Source organism: Brevibacterium oceani, assembly GCF_013623835.1.
Classification (GTDB): Bacteria; Actinomycetota; Actinomycetes; order Actinomycetales; family Brevibacteriaceae; genus Brevibacterium; species Brevibacterium oceani.
Genome location: NZ_JABKDE010000008.1, coordinates 97,747 through 113,623 on the forward strand (window position 1 = coordinate 97,747; position 15,877 = coordinate 113,623).

Below are 15,877 nucleotides of genomic sequence, written 5' to 3' on the forward strand. Positions count from 1 at the left end.
CAATGCATTATTCACTGAGGTAACCACTCCTGGTCAATTGGGCGGCGACGAATGCCACCTGCTCCTCATCAGCTGGGAGCAGCGGCATGCGCACGTCGCGGTTGTCGAGTATTCCTTGGGCCTGCAATGCGGCCTTCGCCGAGATCACTCCCGGCATGTGGTTCATGAGCGCATCCACGACGTCCGCGGTGTCGCGGGAGAGGATGCGTGCGGTGTTGAGGTCGTTGTTCGCCACTGCTCGGACCATCTGGGCGAAGCGGTCGGAGCAGACGTGTCCGGCCACGGACACGAGGCCGAGCGCGCCGAGGGAGAGCAGCGGCAGGTTGAGTGCGTCCTCGCCGGAGTAGTAGACCAGCGACGAGTTGTTCATCACGAACGAGGAGGCGAAGAGGTCGCCCTTGGCGTCCTTGACCGCGAGAATGTTCGGGTGGTCGGACAGCCGCAGCAGCGTGTCGGTGATGATCGGGGCACCGGCGCGGCCGGGAATGTCGTAGAGCATCACCGGCAGGTCGGTCGAGTCCGCGGCGGCGCGCATATGCGCTTCGATCGCCGGCTGGGTCGGCTTCGAATAGTAGGGAGTGACGATGAGGATGCCGTCGGCTCCCGCGGCCGCGGAGCGCTGCGAGAGGTCGATGGTGTGCGCGGTGACGTTGTTGCCGGTGCCGGCGATGATCTTCGCGCGGTTGCCGATGACTCCGCGGACGACGCGGAGGAGTTCGATCTTCTCATCGTCGGTCGTCGTCGGTGATTCTCCTGTGGTGCCGGAGACGACGAGCATGTCGTTTCCGAGTTCGACGAGGTGGTTCGCCACCTTCTCGACGGCCGGATAGTCGATGCTGCCGTCACGCTTGAACGGCGTCACCATTGCCGTGCCGACGGTACCGAACGCATCAATGGCAGTCGCTGCTGCCTGGTCACCGAGAATCGCCATGCCCCCAGGATACCGCCCACACCCGCCGGGCCGTGCAGTGGCCCATCCGCGTTGCGGATGATGTTCGCCTCCCCTCTCCAGCGTATGTGGCCAGGGTTTCCCGCCCGGTCCCCCGCGCTCACGCTTCGGCCCTCCCCCCGCCGAGGCGGCCGTGCTCCTGGCATGATGAGAGACAGATCACAGGTGGTGGTCCGAAATCGTCTACGCTGGGAGCCTGCCCGCCACCGAAGGAGCTTTCGATGACCCGCACCCGCATCCGCGATTTCCACGATGACGATCTCGACGGGATCATCCGCCTCGTCGAGGCGGCCGAGCAGGAGGCCATGACCGGTTCTGTTCCCGCCCCTGCCTTGTATCCGCTGTCCGAGGTCCTTGCCTCCTGTCAACGCAATCAGGCCGTCGTCGCCGTCCGGGACGAGGAGATCGTCGGTGCTGCCGTGGGCCGGGCCGCGCACGGACAGGGGGCGATCGTGTTCTTCCACGTGCTCGACTCCGTGCGCGATGATCCGGAGCAGGGCACCCGCGCCGAGGCGGGGCTGCTCGATGCTCTCGAACGCCGTCTCATGCCGCTGGGGTTGGGCAAGCTGTCGATGCTCGTGCCGGGCTCCACCTCGGCGTTCGCCGCCCTGCTGGGCAACGGGTTCGAAGCCCGGCCGGAGCTGGAGTACGTCGAGCGGCACCTGCCTGTCCAACGTCGGGAGCTCGATCGGCTCAAGGCGGTGGGAGGTCGGGTGCTGCCGCGGCACCTGTGGGATTCGGTCAGCGGGATGCAGGAGGAGAAGGACATGCTCGAGGACCGCCTCGTCGTGCCTTTGGCCGAACCTGATCTGGCGGATCATTTCGGGGTCGTCCCGCCTCGGGCGGTGATGCTCTTCGGCCCTCCGGGGACGGGGAAGACGACGTTCGCGAAGGCGGTGGCCTCACGTCTGGACTGGCCGTTCGTCGAGGTCTTCCCCTCGCGTCTGTCCGGGGAGCCCGGCGGTGTGGCCGCGGGGCTGCGGTCGACGTTCGAGCAGATCAACGAACTCGAGCATGCGGTCGTGTTCATCGACGAGGTCGAGGAGATCGCATCAAAGCGCGGGGGTGAGCCGCCGTCGCCGACGCAGGGGGTGACGAACGAGCTGCTCAAGCAGGTCGCGGAGTTCCGGGATCGGGAGGGCAGGCTGCTCATCTGTGCGACGAACTTCGTGCGCGCCCTCGATGCGGCGTTCCTCCGCCACGGTCGCTTCGACTATGTCATTCCCATCGGGCTGCCCGATGCCACGGCCAGGGAGGCGATCTGGTCGCGCTACATCCCCGAGCACACGGTCTCTGCTGTCGATCTCCCGGTGCTTGTCGATGCCAGTGACGGGCTGACCCCGGCCGATATCGAATATGCCGCCCGGCGTGCCTCGCAGGAGGCGCTGGCGTCGGCACTACGTCAGCAGCAGGTCGACATTGCGTCGCGCACGGATGTGCTCTCGACCAATGACTACCTCGAGGCGCTGCGTGCGACCCGGGCGACGGTGTCCGAGGAGACGGCCCGGGAATTCGGCGAAGATGTGGAGACCATCGCAAGGCTGTGAGGGGTCTAGCCTTCGATTATCGGTGCGCAGATGCAGACTCGATTGCCATCAGGGTCGTCGAGCACCCACTATGATGGTGCGGCTGCGTCGCTGACGAGTCGTCCGCCGGCGGCGCGAGCGGAGCCGATCCGTTTCTTGACCTCGTCGTGGCCGACCCAGACGTCGAGGTGCCAGCGTTGCGGAATCTCAGTTGCGGGCAGTGGGAAGCGGCTGTCCGTCCGCGGCTCTTGCCACCACAGCCCTGTGTTCACCTGCCCGGTCGGGTCGACGAGGCCCCCGTTGGCATGGACCCTGTCGAATTCGGCATCGAGGAGGGCCGCGTAGAATCCTGCCACCCGGGCTCCCGAGGTCGTGTTGAGAGCGAATTCCGCCTGCTGCAGGCTCGCTGGTTCGGCATGAAGCTCCTGTTCGGCGGCGAGTTCGCTGATGGCGCGAGCAAGGTCGAGATCGTCGCGACTGACCCCTCGTCCGGCTTCGCTGCTCAGGGTGACGACAACGTTGGAAGCGGTCAGCGTGATCTCGGGCGCGAGGCCGGCTCGCTCCGACGCCTCCCCGACAGCTCCGGCGAATTCCAGCGCTTCGGCGAAGTTCGCGGTGAGGAAGCGTGCGCGAATCGGTCCGGCCAGCTGTCGCCAGTCGCTCAGTCCTGCCGCGTTGATCTGTGCGCTGCTGAGTGCGTCCGATGAACCCATACCGTGTTACCCCCTCGTCGCACAGTTTCAGCTCACTCTAATCGGACCCGACCAGGTCGACAATAGGGATACATATCAAGCCGCCCTGATGTCTGACGGGTTTGCGGCAGTTACTCTGGAGCCATGCCTGATGCCCTCTTTTCACATTCCCGACTCGCACGTGTCTATGACCCGCTCGATCCCGACCGATCGGACCTGGACACATATGTGAATCTGGTAGCCGAGTTCGGAGCGGAGACCGTGCTCGACGTCGGTTGCGGCACGGGGGAACTCATCACTCGGCTTGTCGATATGGATGTCGAGGCTCTCGGCGTCGATCCCGCTCAAGCCTCCGTGGACGTTGCACAGTCCAAACTGACACAAGGCACAGCGGAGTTTGTCGTCGGCACAGCCCCGGACGTGGCTGACGACATTGCCCGGTGGAACTCCTTCGATATGGCAACGATGACTGCGAATGTCGCGCAGGTCTTCCTCGACGACAGTGACTGGCTTTCCACGTTACGTGCTATTCGATGCTGCCTTCGCCCCGGAGGAAGGCTGGTGTTCGAGACGCGTGACCCGTTTGACCGCGCCTGGGAGCGGTGGACCAAAGAGACGACTCGCCGCACCGTCGATCTCGGCGAGGTAGGCATTGTGGAGCAGTGGGTCGCGACGACTCACGTCGACGGTGAGTTCGTCACCTTCGAGTCACCGACGATCTTCCACCTCGATGAGGAACACATTGATTCGACGTCAACGCTGCGTTTCAGATCACAACCTGCGGTCGAGCGGACTCTGTCGGATGCGGGCTTCAGCTACGTTGAGGTTCATGATCTCCCCTATGCTCCCGGACGTGGCTGGCTCTTCATCGCCACTGCCGGGGGCTGAGGAAATCGGGCGCCGAATTCGGGCCGTCGGCACACCCAGAACTCGCGCGTCAGAGCTCGTCGCCGGAGACCGCGAAGGTGTCGCAGCTGTTCAAGCCCTCGTTGTAGCCGGAGGTGAACCATTTCTGGCGCTGTTTGCTCGAGCCGTGGGTGAACGATTCCGGGTTGGAGAACCCCGACTGCTCTTGGATGTGGTCATCGCCGACGACGAAGGCCGCGTTGAGCGCGTCGTCGAGCTGTTCCTGCGTGGGTTCCTCGAGGTACGGGTTGCCGTTGTCGTCGGTGAGCGTGGTGACATTGCCGAGCCACGCCCCGGCGTAGCAGTCGGCCTGGAGTTCGGTGCGCACACTGTTGCTCTCGGCCCCGGTGCCGTCGTTGGGGTGTTCGCGCATGACTCCGGTGATGTTCTGGATGTGGTGGCCCCACTCGTGGCCGACGATGTAGAGCTGGGCGAGTTCGTCGGCGGAAGCGCCGAACTGCTGACGCATGATGTCGAAGAAGCTCGGGTCGATGTAGACGCCCTGATCGGAGGGGCAGTAGAAGGGACCGACCTGGTTCGACGCGGTGCCGCACGCCGTCGACGTCTGCCCGTCGACAATCGTCAGCTCCGGCGGCTGATACCCATCGACCTTCTTCTCCCAGTAGTCGTCGAGGATGACCTGAGTCCCGGCCATACGGCAGTCGACATTCGTGTTCGCATCCTCGCCGGTGTCGCACTGGGACATGCTGGTCCCGCTCGAGGAATTCTGGCCGCCTCCGTCATCGAGTTCCAACCCGCCCATCAGTCCGGTGACATCGACGCCGAGCAGCGGACCGATGAGGAAGACGAGCAGCCCGACGATGCCGACGCCGCCGCCGGCGATCGCGGTGTTGCGGCCGCGCTTGCTCGTCCTGTTGCCGCTGATATCGGCATTCGGGTTGAAGGTCATGGCATAAAGATACCCCGGGCGCGTACCCTCGCGGACGGCACGAGGGGACGAAGTCGTGTGAGAATCGAACCATGAGCTCTCACCCGGCAGACCCTCACCGAGCGCAGGGATCCGACCCAGGCACCACCTCGGCGACGGTGGCGAATCGGCTCAGTCCTGCCGGACGGCTCATCGGTCTCGATGCCGCCCGCGGGATCGCCCTGCTGGCGATGATGATCACGCACATCTTCGCACTCGCCGATGACACGGGGATGCCGACGTGGGCAGCGATCTTCGCCGGTCGCGCCTCGGCCCTGTTCGCGGTCCTCGCCGGCTGCTCGCTGGTGCTCTCCACCCGCTCCCGATTGGACGGTGCCCATCACAGCCGGGGGCGACTGCGCGATGCCTTACCGAGCGTGCTCATCCGCGCGGCCGCCATCGTCCTCATCGGACTGTGCCTCGGATCGATCTCCAGCCTGTTGGCGGTCATCCTCGTCAACTACGGGATCATGTTCGCCCTCGCACTGCTCTTCCTGCGGCTGCGCGCCGGCGCCCTGTTCGCGATCACGGGAGCATGGATGCTCCTGACTCCCGTGGTCTCGATGTGGGCGCGGTCGACGTTCCTCCTCGAACCGAGCTATCTGCCGATGGGCTTCTTCGACTTCGCCACTCCGGGCACGATGCTCACCGACCTTTTCCTCACCGGGTATTACCCAGTGCTCCAGTGGATGTCCTACATTCTGCTGGGCATGGCGGTGGCGAAGCTCGACATCGGCCGACATCTGCTCGGCCTGTTCACCGTCGGACTCTCACTCTTCGTCGTTGGTCGCGGTTCCTCCTGGCTGCTGCTCAACGTCTTCGGTGGGGATGCGGCACTTGTCGAGGACTCACAGATGTGGGGCATCGATCTCACCGCGGCCTTGTTCACCGGCAGCTATGGGGTGACTCCGGCGACCTCGTGGTGGTGGCTGGCGATCGCGGGACCGCATTCGGCGACGCCGTTCGACCTGCTCTCCACGGCCGGAACGGCGGTGATGACGATCGTGGCGTGCCAGGCCGCTGCGGTGCTGTTGGGACACCGGTCGTGGGTGCTCGCACCGTTGTCGGCGCCGGGATCGATGCCGCTGAGCGTGTATGCCGCGCATGTGGTCCTGCTCGAAATCACCCGGCCGGCCATCGTCGGTGATCCGGCGGAGGGCGCGGGAACCGTGGCCGAACAGTCCACGGAGTATCTGGTGCACGCGCTGACGTTCGTGCTCATGCCGCTGTTGTGGAAGATGTTCGTCGGTCAGCGCGGGCCCTTGGAAGGTGGGATCGCGGCGATCATCCGGTCGGCATCGCCAGGGTCGGGGACGGGCTCGGCGGGGACGAGGTCGGGTTCGGGGTCGGGATCAGCCGCCTCGGCGAACAATTCCTGACCGCGATCAAGCGCCCTGCTTTTGCCCCTCACGGAACAGGGCGATCGACTTGCGCATCGTGGCGCGGGCGCGTTTGCGGTCGCCGCTGGCGTCGTAGGCGCAGGAGAGGCGGAACCAGGATCGCCAGTCATCCGGTGCGGCCTCGGCTTCGGCCTGGTACTTCACGAATTCCTCATCGGCGGCCTCACGGATGATCTTCCCGCCTGGTGTCCGCGGCAGATCATCGACGGGCAGTCCGCCCTCGTCGCCGAGGATGCGGGCGAGTTTCTCGGTCCTCGCACCGAAGATGAGTTCGACGATGAGCGTCCAGGCGCCGATGATCGGCAGCACGAACAGGGCGATGCCCATGATGCGCGGGATGAGGTCGGGTTCGCGCACGAGGATCCAGGCCCGCTGTCCCATGAGGACGAAGTAGAAGACGAGGACGACGGAGACGACGATCGCTCCGATCTTGGCCTTCGACATCAGAGGTCGAGCATGTTCTCGAGGCCGTGGATGAGCCCCGTATAGTCGGCGATCGAGCGGACCGCAGTGACGATGCCCGGCATGAACGCCGAGGTGGAGTGCGAGTCGGTGCGGATGGTCAGGGCTTCACCATCGGAGCCGAAGTGGATCTCCTCGTGGGCGTTCATGCCCTGCTGCCGGATGGCGTGGACGTGGATGCCGTCGATGACCGCTCCCCGGGCACCCAGCGGGTCGGATTCCGTGGAGTCGGGGACGGCCGGGAGTCCGGCTGAATTGCGGGCGGCGGCGATGCGCTGGGCCGTGTGGTTCGCGGTGCCTGAGGGGGCATCAAGTTTGCGGGTGTGGTGGGTTTCGACGACCTCGGCAGAGTCGAAGTAGGGGGCGGCGAGTTCGGCGAAGCGCATCGCCAGGACCGCACCGATCGAGAAGTTCGGGGCGATGAGGACCGCGGTCTTCGGGTGGTCCTTGAGTGTGCCTTCGAGGCGGGCCAGTCGGTCGTTGTCCCAGCCGGTGGTGCCGACGACGGTGTCGATGTCATGTTCGACGAGGAAGGTGACGTTGTCCTCGGTGGACTTCGGGACGGTGAGTTCGACGGCGACGTCGACATTCTTCTCGAGCAGGGCCTCGAGCGAGTCGCTGCTGCCGAGTGCGGCGACGAGCTCGAGGCCATCGGCAGCCTCGATCGCATCGACGGCATGGGATCCCATCCGCCCTTTGGCTCCGATGACGGCTACGCGAATGCTCATATGTCTGTGACTCCTCGTGTGACGATCCCTGCGATCTCCGCTCGCCAGTCTAGCGACCCTGAGGGTGTCTCCTCACATCCGGTGACCCAAAGAACACTCCCATTTGCTACCCGACGGCGGCGCAGCAACCTGGCGCGAGGTATCTGGGCTCCCGTCGGGTAGTTCTGGAGGGCAGATGCAGGGTCAGCGGCCACCGGAAGCGAACGACGAACAGGCCGGACAGTCGTTGATCAGCGGATGCGTGCATTCGAGCACATGGCCGAGGTATCCGGCCGACGCATTGAGAAGTTCTCGTTGACGGAGGATCTCATCACGCTGAGCGGCTACGAGTTCGACCTTCTCATCGCGAGTTCCGTTGAGCAGGCGTGCGATCACAGGCAGAGGCATTCCCGCTTTCTGACATCTCAACGCAATTGTCACAAGACCGAGTTGCTGAGCGTTGTATTGCCGCGCTCCACCGGCCGTCCGAGGCGGATCTATGACGCCCTCGCCCTCCCAGTGCCTGAGCAGGTGTGTGCTCACCCCAAGATATTCTGCGGCTTCTCCGATCCTCATGGCGTCATGGTAGTTGACTTCGTGTCGACTCGAACTCCTACAGTCATAGCCATGGACATCGTCGAACTCAACTGCGGGACACTCAACATGCGCGGCGGCGAGGCCGCTTTCGGAACCGATCACTTCGTCTGCCGTGTGCTCCTCATCAAGGATGGGGCCCGGCTGATCGCGGTGGATTCAGGAATCGGCCACGCCGGAATCGCAGACCCGGTTTCTCGTTTCGGAAAGCAGTGGCTCGACCTTGCACGCCCGGCCCTCGATCCGGACGAGACGCTGAAATCCCAAGTGACGGCGCACAAGTGGGACCCGCATTCAGTCACCGACGTCATCGTCACGCATCATCACCGGGACCACGTCGACGGCCTCTCCGACTTTCCGTGGGCACGAATCCATGCTGCCGACGAGTGTCGCAATGTTGTCCGCGACGGTGGCGCCGGGCTGGTGCCCGCGCAGTGGTCACACGATATCGTCTGGGCGCCGAGTCCCCGACCTGCTCCCGAGTGGCGAGGATTCGCCACGTTCACATTGGACGGGCTGCCGAATACGATCCGACTCATAGCTCTGGGCGGACATTCACCGGGACACGTAGGGGTTCTCGTCCCTACAGACGACCATTTGCTGCTTCACGTCGGCGACGCCTTCCATCATCACACCCAATTGCTGAGTACCGCGCCGGCCGGAGTAGAGGACTTCGCCCGTTCAGTCCAATACGACGAAGCCGAACGAATGAGCACGGTCAGGAAGATCGCCACTCTGTCTGGCGACAAAGACATTCGCATCGTCAATTCCCACGACCCCAGTGAGGTGTAGTTCTGGGTTCCGGTTGTGGCGCCGCCGATGTTTCAGATCACGCGAAGCCGGGTTCCGCTGTGCCGCGGGTCCCCACGCAGCCGGGCGCAGACTTCGGTGTCATAGCGGATGCCGTCATAGACCAGTTTCTCTCGTTCGCGGCCTTCGATGAGGAAACCAGCGTTCATCGCCACTGCGGCCGAGGCCGGATTGTTCACCCGGTACCCGAGTTCGAGTCGATAGATCCCTTGATCGTCGTGGAGATGATCGACGAGGCTGCGCAGTCCCGCCGAGGTCAGACCTCGGCCTCTTCCCTCGGCGGCAATCCAGTAGGAGATCCACGCGGTCGAATGCCGGTGATCGATCCCGGAGGCCATGACGTTGCCGAGGATGCGTAGGTCCGATCCGTCGGCATGGTCAACGATGGCGAAGGCACAGACCTTGCCCTTCGCCTCGGCGCCGGTGATGGTCTCGATCCATGTACGAGCGCCATCGGGACTGCGGTCATCGGGAATGTTGGACAGCAGAGCGTCGTCGGCCTGCTCATACACCTCAGCCAATGCCTCGGCATCTTCAGTGCGCCAATGTCTGAGGATTGCGCTCATGTGCTCAGCCTATCCGCGCTCGTCCACCCCAAAAACGTACCCCCAAAACACCTGACGGCGGCCCAGCAACCTTGCGCGAGGTTGCTGGGCCGCCGTCAGGTAGCAATTGGGAGGGGTCAGCCGAGGAGGAGGCCCTTCGTCTGAGCGACTGCGCGGTCGAAGCGTGCGCCGGCGTCGGCCCAGTTGACGATGTTCCACCAAGCCTTGACGTAGTCGGGCTTGACGTTCTGGTAGTCGAGGTAGAAGGCGTGCTCCCACATGTCGAGCTGCAGAACCGGGGTGCCGCCGAGCTGGATGTCGGACTGCTGGTCCTTGAGCTGCTCGATGAAGAGGTTTCCGCCGAGCTGGTCGTAGACGAGAACGGCCCAGCCGGAGCCCTGGATCGTGGTGGCCGCAGTGGTGAAGTGCTCGCGGAACTTGTCGAACGAACCGAACTGGTCATCGATGGCTGCAGCGAGTTCACCGACCGGCTTGTCTCCACCGTCCGGGGACATGTTGTTCCAGAAGATCGAGTGATTGACGTGACCGCCCAGGTTGAACGCGAGGTCGCGGGTCAGCTTCGGCACGTTGGCGAGGTTGCCGGATTCGCGGGCTTCGGCCAGCTGCTCAACGGCGGTGTTGGCGCCCTTGACGTAGGTGGCGTGGTGCTTGTCGTGGTGCAGCTCCATGATGCGAGCCGAGATGTGCGGCTCAAGAGCGGAGTAGTCGTAGGGCAGTTCCGGAAGTGTGTACTGCTCAGCCATGAGATTCCTCCTGATGAGATGTGATGTCCACCGAACGGTGGCTTCATTTCGACCCTATCCCAGGGTCACATCTCGGACAACAAGGGGTCCGCGGCCTCTATTCCAATTCCCATGAAATGACCGGAAAACCTGCCCGAATCACACCCTCGCATGACTTCTGCCGACACAGTGTCCTGCATGTCGAGACCGCCGCCGAGGTGGTCAGGCGGGGAGCATCGCCTCCCCCGCCCACGATCGCTCGGTGATGTGGATGAGCGTCGGCCCTGCATATTCGTCAGCCTCGAGCAGGGCTGCCAGCAGGTCCGCCTCTCCCTCGACGTGGACCCCGCGTGCGCCCATCGCCTGTGCCAGCGCCGGGAAATCCGGCCCGTCGAGGACGACGCCGGAGGGTGCGTCGCCGCGGTCGGCCATCTCGTTGCGGATCTCCCCGTAGCCGCCGTTGTCGACGATGATGAGTGTGACCTGCACCTTCGCCTGCACCGCTGCGGCGAGTTCGGCGATCGTGAACATCGATCCGCCGTCGCCTTCGATGGCGATGACCCGCGCCGAGGCGGCCGCGAGCTTCGCCCCGATCCCCGCGGGCAGACCGTAGCCGAGTGTTCCCGCTCCCGCCGGGTAGAGGAACCGATCCCCCGCCCGAGCAGCCCAGCCTGTCTGTACTCCGTAGTAGCAGGCCATCGTCGAATCCGCCGCGACGATCACGGGCGATTCCGCCTGGGCGGTGAAGGAGTTGAGCACTCCGCACAGGTCCGCCCACGGTCGGCCCGATTCCTCGGCCGCCGAGGCTGCCGCCGCCTTCCGCTGCCCGACCCATGCCGCTGCCGCCCGAGTGGTCTCATCAGCGCGGCGAGACCTCAGCACACCGTCGAGCCCGGCCGTCGCGGATTGAGCGTCGGCGAGGATCGGGTGGCTCACCTTCGCGTTCGTGAGCATCTGCACCTCGGCGATGTCGATGCGCACAACGGTCTCGGGCAGGGGCAGCGGTTCGGGCCAGAAGTCGCTCGGAGCCAGTTCGGTGCCGATCGCGATGACGGCATCGGCATCGGCGAGCAGTTCGGGCAGACAGTCGAGGACCCCGACGGCCCCGAGGCAGGCCGGTTCCCGGTCGTCGATGATGCCCTTCGCATTCGAAGACAGGATGATCCCGGCACCCAAGGTCGCGGCCACGTCGAGGATCGCGGGACCGGCGGATCGGGCTCCGGCGCCGGCGATGATGAGCGGACGTCGGGAGGTGGCGACCGCCTCGGCGGCGGTCTCGAGGGCCTGCGGATCAGCGGTCGGATGCGGGCGTGTGATGGACGGGTGCAGCCGGCCGGGGCCTGTGGCTTCGATGAGGTCGAGCGGGATCTCGATGGCAGCCGGTCGGGTGCGGCCTGAGCGCATCGCCGACAGGCTCTGCCCGACGGCCAGCGACACCTCGCCGGGGCTGGTGACCCGTGTGACCTCGGTGAGCACGGCGGACAGTGCACCGGATTGGTTGCGCACTTCGTGGAGGAGTCCGTTGCCGCGCCCGGGGTGGGTCAGCGGCATGCCGGGACAGATGAGGAGGACGGGCACCGAGTCGGTGAAGGACTGGAGCAGTGCGGTGAGCGCGTTGAGCACGGCCGGGCCCGTGGTCGTGACGACGACGTTGACCTCACCGGTGACCCGCGCTGCACCGTCGGCCATATAGCCGGCGCCTTGTTCGTGGCGGGGCGAGATGACCTCGATGCCGTGGCCACTCAACTGGGCGAAGATCTCGAGGTTGTGGGTGCCGGGGATCCCGAAGACGCGCGTGATGCCTTCGGCCTTGAGAGCTTTGGCCAGGTGGGCGCCGCCGGTGAGGTCCTGCGTGGTCATGACTGTCCCTTCGCCTGAGAGGTCGGTGCTGCTCATCTGTCGCCCCCATTGAGTGCGGCGAGGTTCGCATCGACCTTCGTCTGGGCGGCCGCGCGAGGGCTGATGCCCTGGTCACGGGCGGTGGCGAGCACCTCGGTGGTGAGTTCGCGCAGTGTCTCGGTGACGATGGTGCGGCTGTCGTCCCAGCTGCCGTCGACGTCACCGAATGTCACCCACCACCACCAGGCGTTCGTCGCCGAGTTCGCGAGGAAGTCCGGAATGACAGTGACGCCTCGGGCCAACAGCGCTTCTTCGGCGGCGGGGAAGACGGGCATGTTCGCGGCCTCGACGATGAGCGAGGCTCGGATCGCATCGCAGTTCTCCGGCGTGATCGCGTAGCTGACGGCGGCCGGGACGAGGACGTCCGCGTCGACGGCCAGCCAGTCGTCACGATTCCCATCGCAATCTTCTGCCCGCAGTGCCGCACGGTCGATGCCGCCGAAGGAATCACGCGTGGCCAGCAGGGCCTCGACGTCGAGTCCGTCGGGGTTCGACACGAACCCATCGGCGTCGGCGATGCCGACGATCCGCAGTCCCGCCTCGGCGAGGTAGCGGGCGGTGGCGCCGCCCATCGACCCGAAGCCTTGGATCACGGCGGTGGATTCGCCCGGTTCCCGGCCGGCCGCTTCGAGTGCGGCGATCACCGAGGTGGCCACGCCGAGCCCACCGACGAGTTCGTCCTGTGCGATGCCGTCGACGACGGTAGTGAAGGAGCGCTCCACGCGCGCCGAGGCGGCTGCGGGGTCATCGAGGAGTTTGTCGACGGCAGTGAGTCCCGAACCGAGGCCACGACGGTCGAGGATCTCGTCGATGTCGTCCTGCCGGACTCCGAGGTCCTCCCCGAGTGCCCAGTAAGAGTGCATGATCGGGTTGACCGCGACGAGGAATCGTTCGAGGACATCTTTGGCGCCAGGCGCGCGGGGATCGAAGTCGATGCCGCCTTTGGCACCTCCGACGGGCACGTAGGCCCGTCCTTCGCGGAGGTGGATGGCTTCCTTGCGCGTCATCCCCTGGGCGAGCCCGCGCACCTCGTCGAGGGTGCAGCCCTTGCGCATGCGCAAGCCGCCCGAGGCAGTGCCGCGCACGAGGGTGTCGATGACGACATAGCCGAGTGCGCCGGTGGCAGGGTCCTGCCAGGTGATGTCCATGAACATAGGGCCTCCAGGCGGTCGGTCGAACGCAACTCCGCTGATCGATCAGTCGGTGTCTGCGGATCCGTCAATCTTACTGAATCGTGGTTCAGTAAGGTGTCACCACTCAGTGTGGTCGCTCGAAGCTGCCTCAGTCAAAGGCGAGTTGTATGCGAATATGGCTGCATGGTGAAGAATCCGCTCACTCCGTCGCTGGTGCCGGAGCTGCTGGTCAGCGATCTCGGTGACAGTCTCGACTTCTGGTGCCGGCTCTGCCGGTTCGAGATCATGTATGAGCGTCCGGAAGAGGGCTTCGCCTACGTCACCACCGGCTCGGCTCACCTCATGCTGGAACAACACGGAACCGGGCGTAACTGGGTCACCGGAGATCTCGATAGGCCGTTCGGACGTGGCATCAATTTCCAGATAGCAGTCTCCGATGTTCAATCCATCGCAGACTCACTTGACCAAGCCTCTTACCCGCTCTTCGCGCCGCCCGAGACGAAGTGGTACCGGGTAGGCAGCGACGAAGAGGCAGGAGTCAGACAATTCGTCGTCGCAGATCCAGACGGATATCTTGCGCGTTTCCAAGAGTCGATTGGGCACCGGCGAGCACACCCATTCGCGACAATAAGTGAGGAATGACTAGTGGCCGGAATCCGTCATGTCGAGATCTGGCTCGCCGATCTCGAGAATGACCTGCGGGAATGGGGCTGGCTGCTGGACCGGCTCGGTTTCACACTCATGGCGGAGTGGGAGAACGGACAGTCTTGGAGCGCGGGCGGGGCCTACCTGTCGCTGACAAGGTCACCGAACTCGACCGCGGTCCCGCACGATCGGAGGCGGCCGGGTGTCAACCACCTCGCGTTCAAGGCGAGAGATCCGACGAGCGTCGATTCGGTCATGGACGAAGCACCTGAGCACGGCTGGATCCCGCTCTACGACGACCGATACCCCAATGCCGGAGGAGACGAACACTACGCCGGATGGTTGGAGAACCAGTCCGGCTTCAAAGCTGAGATCGTCGCGGAGTCGGACTGAGCGCTGCAGAACCACGACCACCGGCCGAGCGGTTCCCACTACTGCGGCCGGTCGCTAAGATCAAGGCATGCCGACAGTCCTCGTCACCGGAGCCGGCCGGACCAACAGCATCGCCGCAGGGGTCTCCTCACGCCTGAAGGCCGACGGGTGGACGGTGCTCACCAGCGACATCGATTCCGGCGACTATCCCTGCGACCTGTCTTCGGCCCTACAAGCGCAAGGGCTGATCGATCGAGTGCGAAAGGACCACGGCGCGATCGACGGGCTTGTCCTCAGTCACGCTCACGATGAGGAGTCCGGGATCCTCGACACCACAGCAGACAGCTTCGACCGCCATGTCGCAGTGAATGCTCGTGCTTCCTTGCTCCTCATCGCCGCATTCGCACGGCAGGTCGGTGAGTCGGGCGGAGCCATTGTCGCCTTCACCAGCGACCACACCACCGGAAACCTCCCGTATGGTGCGTCGAAAGGAGCACTCGACCGCATCGTCATCTCGGCGGCCCGAGAGCTCGGACCCAAGAAGATCTCTGCCAATGTGGTCAATCCGGGCCCGATCGACACGGGATGGATGGACGAGGAGACCAGGGCCGGGCTGGTTCCCTATCAACCGCTCGGCCGAATGGGGACTCCCCGCGACATCGCCGGCGTCACCGCGTTCCTGCTCTCCGCAGAAGGCAGGTGGATCAGCGGCCAGCTCCTCTCCGCCGACGGCGGCTTCTCAGCCCGCTGCTGAGAGCGGAGCCGTGAACTGCGCGCGATTTTGGGCATTCCACCGCGTTCTCGGCGACGAAAACGCGGCGGATCGACCGAACAATCGCCATCCAGAGCCGCGCAGACGAGTCACCCGAGCTCATGGGTGAGGAAGTCGTCAGCCCACACCCTCAGCTGCTCGGCCTCAACGGCCTCCGGATTGACCATCATCTGGATGGCAAGTCCGTCGAGGAAGGCGAGGATACGGGTTGCCCTCGCGTCGGTGCCGCCGGTAGGAGTCTCGGCACGCCGGGTAGGAGCGTGGACGCCGCTGGTAGGAGCGGCACACTCCCCCGCTGCGATGGCTTCCTCCAAGAGACGTGCGAGGATCGACTTCCATTCCCTGTCCATCGCCGCGAACGTCGACTTCAGTTCCTCGTCGAAGAGACCGGCCGACCAGCCGTCGATCCAGATCTTCCAGCTGCGCGAGGAACCGCTGGGCAGGTACCAGCCGACCACTGCTCGCAGCCGCTCCCGCGCCGAAACGGTACCGGCCGACACTTCGCGCCCAGAATCGGTTCCTGCCGCCAGCTTCCGCGCGCGATCGATATCCTGCCGCCCCGCATAGTCGAAGGCCGCGGCGACGAGGGCTTCCTTCGTTTCGAAGTGGTAGATGATGAGGCTGGCGCTCAGACCCAGACGAGCGGCGACATCGGACACGCGCAGGGTGCGCAGCCCTGTCGCCTCGATCTCCTCGACCGTCGCCGCCAGGATCTCCTCCCGACGGACGGCCGGGTTCTTCCGCGCCATCTCTCCGCCTCCCTTCCGCCTCCTGTCGCCTGGCTTCCCACGGCT

The 15,877-nt window shown here is 65.0% G+C and carries 18 protein-coding genes; 7 read left to right on the top strand and 11 right to left on the bottom strand.

The window, feature by feature from the left end:
* Positions 1 to 7: 7 nt before the first annotated feature.
* Complete coding sequence (dapA, locus tag HK401_RS16685; protein ID WP_181275788.1) at positions 8 to 931, bottom strand: 4-hydroxy-tetrahydrodipicolinate synthase; 924 nt, start codon at positions 929 to 931, stop codon at positions 8 to 10.
* Positions 932 to 1,170: 239 nt separating this feature from the next.
* Here dapA and HK401_RS16690 point away from each other — a divergent pair, with 239 nt between their 5' ends.
* A complete protein-coding gene (locus tag HK401_RS16690; protein WP_181275789.1) occupies positions 1,171 to 2,496 on the top strand; it encodes an ATP-binding protein in 1,326 nt (441 codons plus the stop codon).
* A 68-nt stretch (positions 2,497 to 2,564) separates the two neighbouring features.
* On the opposite strand, the gene HK401_RS16695 is transcribed toward HK401_RS16690, so the two are convergent.
* A complete protein-coding gene (locus HK401_RS16695) occupies positions 2,565 to 3,188 on the bottom strand; it encodes a 4a-hydroxytetrahydrobiopterin dehydratase (RefSeq protein ID WP_181275790.1) in 624 nt (207 codons plus the stop codon).
* A 123-nt stretch (positions 3,189 to 3,311) separates the two neighbouring features.
* On the opposite strand from HK401_RS16695, the gene HK401_RS16700 reads away from it, so the two are divergent.
* Positions 3,312 to 4,055, top strand: a complete 744-nt coding sequence (locus tag HK401_RS16700; protein WP_181275791.1) for a class I SAM-dependent methyltransferase — start codon at positions 3,312 to 3,314, stop codon at positions 4,053 to 4,055.
* Positions 4,056 to 4,104: 49 nt separating this feature from the next.
* On the opposite strand, the gene ypfJ is transcribed toward HK401_RS16700, so the two are convergent.
* Entirely contained in the window at positions 4,105 to 4,983 is an 879-nt protein-coding gene (ypfJ, locus tag HK401_RS16705; protein ID WP_181275792.1) for a KPN_02809 family neutral zinc metallopeptidase, read from the bottom strand.
* Positions 4,984 to 5,054: 71 nt separating this feature from the next.
* On the opposite strand from ypfJ, the gene HK401_RS16710 reads away from it, so the two are divergent.
* Positions 5,055 to 6,380, top strand: a complete 1,326-nt coding sequence (locus HK401_RS16710) for a heparan-alpha-glucosaminide N-acetyltransferase domain-containing protein (protein WP_181275793.1) — start codon at positions 5,055 to 5,057, stop codon at positions 6,378 to 6,380.
* A gap of 6 nt (positions 6,381 to 6,386) precedes the next feature.
* Here HK401_RS16710 and HK401_RS16715 read toward each other — a convergent pair whose 3' ends face one another.
* The 3 genes from HK401_RS16715 to HK401_RS16725 all read right to left on the bottom strand — a co-directional run bounded on the left by HK401_RS16715 (position 6,387) and on the right by HK401_RS16725 (position 8,146).
* The gene (locus tag HK401_RS16715; RefSeq protein ID WP_181275794.1) at positions 6,387 to 6,845 is read right to left on the bottom strand and encodes a hypothetical protein; all 459 of its coding nucleotides are present in this window, start codon (positions 6,843 to 6,845) and stop codon (positions 6,387 to 6,389) included.
* Positions 6,845 to 7,591 (bottom strand): 4-hydroxy-tetrahydrodipicolinate reductase, encoded by a 747-nt coding sequence (dapB, locus tag HK401_RS16720; protein ID WP_181275795.1) that lies wholly within the window; start codon positions 7,589 to 7,591, stop codon positions 6,845 to 6,847. Before dapB ends, HK401_RS16715 begins: the two co-directional genes overlap by 1 nt.
* 183 nt (positions 7,592 to 7,774) lie before the next feature.
* On the bottom strand, positions 7,775 to 8,146 hold the full coding sequence (locus HK401_RS16725; RefSeq protein WP_181275796.1) for a MerR family transcriptional regulator: 372 nt from the start codon (positions 8,144 to 8,146) through the stop codon (positions 7,775 to 7,777).
* Between the two features lie 51 nt (positions 8,147 to 8,197).
* Here HK401_RS16725 and HK401_RS16730 point away from each other — a divergent pair, with 51 nt between their 5' ends.
* Entirely contained in the window at positions 8,198 to 8,956 is a 759-nt protein-coding gene (locus tag HK401_RS16730) for an MBL fold metallo-hydrolase (protein WP_181275797.1), read from the top strand.
* A 32-nt stretch (positions 8,957 to 8,988) separates the two neighbouring features.
* Here HK401_RS16730 and HK401_RS16735 read toward each other — a convergent pair whose 3' ends face one another.
* The 4 genes from HK401_RS16735 to HK401_RS16750 form a co-directional block, all read right to left on the bottom strand.
* Positions 8,989 to 9,540: a GNAT family N-acetyltransferase gene (locus tag HK401_RS16735; protein ID WP_181275798.1), complete on the bottom strand. Its 552-nt coding sequence runs from the start codon at positions 9,538 to 9,540 to the stop codon at positions 8,989 to 8,991.
* A gap of 116 nt (positions 9,541 to 9,656) precedes the next feature.
* On the bottom strand, positions 9,657 to 10,283 hold the full coding sequence (locus HK401_RS16740; protein ID WP_135539373.1) for a superoxide dismutase: 627 nt from the start codon (positions 10,281 to 10,283) through the stop codon (positions 9,657 to 9,659).
* A gap of 201 nt (positions 10,284 to 10,484) precedes the next feature.
* Entirely contained in the window at positions 10,485 to 12,122 is a 1,638-nt protein-coding gene (locus tag HK401_RS16745; RefSeq protein WP_181275799.1) for a thiamine pyrophosphate-binding protein, read from the bottom strand.
* Between the two features lie 32 nt (positions 12,123 to 12,154).
* Positions 12,155 to 13,315 carry a glutamate dehydrogenase gene (locus tag HK401_RS16750; protein WP_181275800.1) on the bottom strand — a complete coding sequence of 387 codons (1,161 nt, stop codon included), beginning with the start codon at positions 13,313 to 13,315 and terminating at the stop codon, positions 12,155 to 12,157.
* A 162-nt stretch (positions 13,316 to 13,477) separates the two neighbouring features.
* On the opposite strand from HK401_RS16750, the gene HK401_RS16755 reads away from it, so the two are divergent.
* The 3 genes from HK401_RS16755 (at position 13,478) to HK401_RS16765 (ending at position 15,065) form a co-directional block, all read left to right on the top strand.
* Positions 13,478 to 13,936 carry a bleomycin resistance protein gene (locus HK401_RS16755; RefSeq protein ID WP_181275801.1) on the top strand — a complete coding sequence of 153 codons (459 nt, stop codon included), beginning with the start codon at positions 13,478 to 13,480 and terminating at the stop codon, positions 13,934 to 13,936.
* Between the two features lie 3 nt (positions 13,937 to 13,939).
* Entirely contained in the window at positions 13,940 to 14,332 is a 393-nt protein-coding gene (locus HK401_RS16760) for a VOC family protein (RefSeq protein ID WP_181275802.1), read from the top strand.
* Between the two features lie 67 nt (positions 14,333 to 14,399).
* Positions 14,400 to 15,065, top strand: a complete 666-nt coding sequence (locus tag HK401_RS16765; protein WP_181275803.1) for an SDR family NAD(P)-dependent oxidoreductase — start codon at positions 14,400 to 14,402, stop codon at positions 15,063 to 15,065.
* A gap of 107 nt (positions 15,066 to 15,172) precedes the next feature.
* Here HK401_RS16765 and HK401_RS16770 read toward each other — a convergent pair whose 3' ends face one another.
* On the bottom strand, positions 15,173 to 15,832 hold the full coding sequence (locus HK401_RS16770; RefSeq protein ID WP_181275804.1) for a TetR/AcrR family transcriptional regulator: 660 nt from the start codon (positions 15,830 to 15,832) through the stop codon (positions 15,173 to 15,175).
* Between the last annotated feature and the right edge of the window lie 45 nt (positions 15,833 to 15,877).

Bases quoted from the DNA above. Each gene is read 5' to 3' on its own strand.
- HK401_RS16730 (WP_181275797.1), top strand. From the start codon at position 8,198: ATGGACATCGTCGAACTCAACTGCGGGACACTCAACATGCGCGGCGGC.
- dapA (WP_181275788.1), bottom strand. From the start codon at position 931: ATGGCGATTCTCGGTGACCAGGCAGCAGCGACTGCCATTGATGCGTTC.
- HK401_RS16755 (WP_181275801.1), top strand. From the start codon at position 13,478: ATGGTGAAGAATCCGCTCACTCCGTCGCTGGTGCCGGAGCTGCTGGTC.
- HK401_RS16750 (WP_181275800.1), bottom strand. From the start codon at position 13,315: ATGTTCATGGACATCACCTGGCAGGACCCTGCCACCGGCGCACTCGGC.
- HK401_RS16725 (WP_181275796.1), bottom strand. From the start codon at position 8,146: ATGAGGATCGGAGAAGCCGCAGAATATCTTGGGGTGAGCACACACCTG.
- HK401_RS16710 (WP_181275793.1), top strand. From the start codon at position 5,055: ATGAGCTCTCACCCGGCAGACCCTCACCGAGCGCAGGGATCCGACCCA.
- HK401_RS16765 (WP_181275803.1), top strand. From the start codon at position 14,400: ATGCCGACAGTCCTCGTCACCGGAGCCGGCCGGACCAACAGCATCGCC.
- HK401_RS16690 (WP_181275789.1), top strand. From the start codon at position 1,171: ATGACCCGCACCCGCATCCGCGATTTCCACGATGACGATCTCGACGGG.
- HK401_RS16735 (WP_181275798.1), bottom strand. From the start codon at position 9,540: ATGAGCGCAATCCTCAGACATTGGCGCACTGAAGATGCCGAGGCATTG.
- HK401_RS16740 (WP_135539373.1), bottom strand. From the start codon at position 10,283: ATGGCTGAGCAGTACACACTTCCGGAACTGCCCTACGACTACTCCGCT.
- dapB (WP_181275795.1), bottom strand. From the start codon at position 7,591: ATGAGCATTCGCGTAGCCGTCATCGGAGCCAAAGGGCGGATGGGATCC.
- HK401_RS16770 (WP_181275804.1), bottom strand. From the start codon at position 15,832: ATGGCGCGGAAGAACCCGGCCGTCCGTCGGGAGGAGATCCTGGCGGCG.
- HK401_RS16700 (WP_181275791.1), top strand. From the start codon at position 3,312: ATGCCTGATGCCCTCTTTTCACATTCCCGACTCGCACGTGTCTATGAC.
- HK401_RS16695 (WP_181275790.1), bottom strand. From the start codon at position 3,188: ATGGGTTCATCGGACGCACTCAGCAGCGCACAGATCAACGCGGCAGGA.
- HK401_RS16715 (WP_181275794.1), bottom strand. From the start codon at position 6,845: ATGTCGAAGGCCAAGATCGGAGCGATCGTCGTCTCCGTCGTCCTCGTC.
- ypfJ (WP_181275792.1), bottom strand. From the start codon at position 4,983: ATGACCTTCAACCCGAATGCCGATATCAGCGGCAACAGGACGAGCAAG.
- HK401_RS16745 (WP_181275799.1), bottom strand. From the start codon at position 12,122: ATGACCACGCAGGACCTCACCGGCGGCGCCCACCTGGCCAAAGCTCTC.